This is a genomic window from Bradyrhizobium sp. UFLA05-108, assembly GCF_059803455.1.
Genome location: NZ_JBANAZ010000157.1, coordinates 1 through 3,308, shown reverse-complemented (window position 1 = coordinate 3,308; position 3,308 = coordinate 1). Strand labels below are relative to the sequence as shown.

Sequence of the window (3,308 nt, the reverse complement as noted above, 5' to 3'; positions counted from 1 at the left end):
GCATGCCTGCGTTCAGGATCAGATCGATTGGCGCAATGGACCCGTCTCAGTCGCAGATCCGTTCCGATCAGGCCGGTGCTTCCAAGTCTGAGAGCAAGGACGCGATCAGCGCATCCGGTGCTTTGAACCGACCACGTCTCAGCTCCGGCGGAACGACCGCTTCGACTGCTTCCAGCTTTTCGGAAGGATCCATGCGGAGGTAGACCTCCGTTGTGCGGATATCGGCGTGACCAAGCCACAGGGCGACTTTCCGAATGTCGTGGGTGGCCTGCAGCATGATGACCGCGCAGCTATGCCGAAGCTGATGCGGGGAGATGCTACGGTCGCGCAGCGATGCGCAGGTCTCGGCCGCCTTGCCGACGTGCTTGTCGAGCACATATTCGAAGCCCGCACGGGTCATTGGCTCATTCTGTGCATTGACGAAGAGCTCCGGCACGCGAACTGCGCCTCGAACGCTCAACCAGGCGCGAAGATCACGCGTGGTTTCCTTCCAGAGTGGCAGGCAGCGTTCCTTCCGGCCCTTACCCCGGATCGTTACGCTCGCGCCATGCCGGAGCGACAGGTTTTCAGTCAGGACGCCGACCAGTTCGGAGACCCGCAAGCCCCCAGCGAAGCAGAGGTGCATCATCGCCCGATCGCGCACGCCGGATCGTGTCGCGAGATCGGGGACGTTGAGGATCGCGCGAACCTCTTCCATCGTCAGATGACGGATGAGCTTCTGGTCATGGCGCTTGACCGGGATCGCGTGGACCCGGCCGATCTGCTCCAGGGCGGAGGGCACCTGGTGCTCCACATAGCGCATAAACGTCTTGATGGCGGCGAGCCGCAGGTTGCGTGTGGAAGCACCGTTGCCGCGCTCCTGTTCGAGATGGGCCAGGAAGGCGACGATCATTGGCGCGTCGAGGTCTTCGATCGTCAGCCGTGACGGGCTGGTGCTGAGCCGTTTCGCGGCGAAGCCGAACAGCAGCTTGAAGCTGAACGCATATGTCTCGCAGCTTTGCGGACTATAACCCCGCTGACGGGGCATGTAGTCGCGCAGGAAGCCAGTGATAAGAGGGGCCAGCTTCGTCATGCGGCGCTCTCCCCGACCAGCATTTCCGCCGCCGAGGCGATATCCGCCATCATCTCCGGCGTTGCCTGGAGATACCAGTAGGTGTTCCGGATATCGACGTGGCCGAGATAGGTCGACAGGGCGACGAAGTGCCGGGCGACCGCGCGACGTTCGACACCGCATTGTTCCAGCACGCGGGTTGCAAAGGTATGGCGAAGATCATGGATGCGGGGTTGCTTGCTTCGCGCCGGCGCGATGCCTGCCCGTCGCAGAATGCAGCGGAAGGTATAGTTCACGGTCGTCGGGTACATTTTCCGGTGCTGGACGGATGGGAAGAGCCATTCGCTCTCGCCGGCGCGCTGGCGACGGATCTCGATATAGCGTTCGAGCGCCTCGACGACCGTCGCATGCAGCGGCACGAGCCGGCTCTTGCGGAACTTGGTCTCTCGGATGTGCAGCACGCCGTCGGGCTGGATGTCGTCGAGTCTGAGCGCGAGCGCTTCAGAGACGCGCAGTCCCGTAGCCGCGATTAGACCGACCAGCATGACGTAGAGCTGGCGCCGCAGGGGATTCGGCTTCTGATGTCGGAGCTGGCCTGCGGCATCGAGGATGCGGGCGATCTCGTCCGATGTATAAATATAGGGGATCGGCCGCGTTTTCCGGCCCGGCGTGACGTTGGCGCGTGGGACCTCATGCCGAGGATCTTCGGCATAAAGGAAGCGCGCAAACAGGATAAGGTCCGTCAGGCGCCGTGCATGGGCGCCGGGCGTGCGAGCGACCGTTTCGATCCAGGCGAGAACGGACGCTGTGCGGATGTGGGTTTCGCCGCGCTCTGCGGCAAAGCGCGCGAAGGCGCGAAGATGCCGTTCAGCCTTGACCAGTTTGTAGCCGAGCGTACGGCGCAGAGTGATGTAGCGGTTCGCGTCGTCGCTCAGCACGGCAGCCTCCCGCCCCAGGGCTGTGCAATCTCCGACAGGAGACCAATGTCGACCTTGGCATAGAGCGCGGTGACCGACGGCGAACGATGCCGGAGAACGGAGCCGACGCCGGCAAGAGTGACGCCGTTGCGCAGCATGGCTGTCGCGGCGGAGTGGCGCAGGACGTGGGCACCCCGATGAGCGCTCTTGACGCCAGCCCTGTCGAGGGCGCGACGCACGATGCATTTCACCGCGATGCGGCTGAGCGGACGGATAGGTGCCGCATTCGTCAAGAACACCCGTGTCGACGCGTTGCGTGGTCGTGCCCGCTCGACATAGGCTAGGATGGCATCGCCGATCTCCTGAGTCAGCGGTAGGCGCTCTTCGCGCCGGCTTTTGCCGGCAAGACTTATCCGGCCGGTCGCCCAGTCGATTTCGTCGAAGGCGAGATTGGCGACTTCGCTTGCCCTCAGCCCCAGCCGGGCAAGGAGCAGGATAGCGGCCCGGTCGCGCAGGCGGTCCTCGCCGTCACAAGCGGCAAGAAGGCGATCGAGCTCGCCTTGTCCGAGGAAGCGTGGTGTCGCCGCCAATTGCCAACTTGCAAAGCTCGGAACTGCATGTTCGCGGCCGACCGGGCATTGCCCGATCGCCACGAGATACTTGAGGTAGGCGCGCGTCGCGACGGTAATGCCCTGCGCCCGCCCGCGTCCATGAGGCTTGGCGCGATCGAGCACGAAGCTGCGGATCGCCGCGGCCGTGTAGGCGCTCGGAACAGTACCGAGCGCAGCCAACAAGTCGACCAGGATCACCTGATAGGTATCGAGCGTGGAGTCCTTGATGCCGCGCTGCTCCCGCATCCAGCGGCGGAAGGCGGCGAGCGTCGGCCAAGTGTCCTCCAGCGACGGTCGTCGCTCTAGCGGAAGGACGCCCAGCTCGCGCAGATGGGCAATGAACAGAGCGGCCGCGCCCTGCGGTGCGCGCGCCGTCTTGCTATCCCGGAACACCGATGCCGATGCGGCCAAGCCGGCAGCGAGCGTTTCGATCTCGAAGCCAGCCGCGCGCACCCAATCGCCCCACAAGGCAAGCAAGCGCACCACTTCGGTTATGGTCGCCGGCGAGTAATTCCGCTGTGCAAGCCACTCCTTGAAGCTGTCGGCGTGGGGCTGCAGCCAGTTGATCTGAACATCGACGCTGCGACGATGTCTACGCTTTCGTTTTGTCACTCTGTATTCCTTCGAGTTGCTTGTTCACGCCGGAGAAGTCCGGTGTCTCGAGCAAATCGAAGATTTCGATGCCAGTCATGCGAAAGGCGCTCTTGCCTGCATAGTCCGAACCCGACA

3 protein-coding genes are annotated in these 3,308 nt (G+C 63.6%); all 3 read right to left on the bottom strand.

What is annotated here, in order from left to right; all coding sequences use genetic code 11:
• Positions 1-67: 67 nt before the first annotated feature.
• The 3 genes from SO140_RS45475 to SO140_RS45465 are packed head-to-tail and all read right to left on the bottom strand — an operon-like array spanning position 68 to position 3,191.
• Positions 68-1,072, bottom strand: coding sequence for a tyrosine-type recombinase/integrase (locus SO140_RS45475; RefSeq protein ID WP_498544158.1), 1,005 nt, complete (start codon positions 1,070-1,072; stop codon positions 68-70).
• Positions 1,069-1,989, bottom strand: a complete 921-nt coding sequence (locus SO140_RS45470) for a tyrosine-type recombinase/integrase (RefSeq protein ID WP_498544157.1) — start codon at positions 1,987-1,989, stop codon at positions 1,069-1,071. The genes SO140_RS45475 and SO140_RS45470 overlap by 4 nt, the downstream gene beginning before the upstream one ends.
• A complete protein-coding gene (locus tag SO140_RS45465; protein ID WP_498544156.1) occupies positions 1,983-3,191 on the bottom strand; it encodes a tyrosine-type recombinase/integrase in 1,209 nt (402 codons plus the stop codon). Before SO140_RS45465 ends, SO140_RS45470 begins: the two co-directional genes overlap by 7 nt.
• Positions 3,192-3,308: the final 117 nt, after the last annotated feature.

Excerpts from the sequence above, each read along its gene's own strand:
- SO140_RS45475 (WP_498544158.1), bottom strand. The coding sequence starts at position 1,072 with ATGACGAAGCTGGCCCCTCTTATCACTGGCTTCCTGCGCGACTACATG.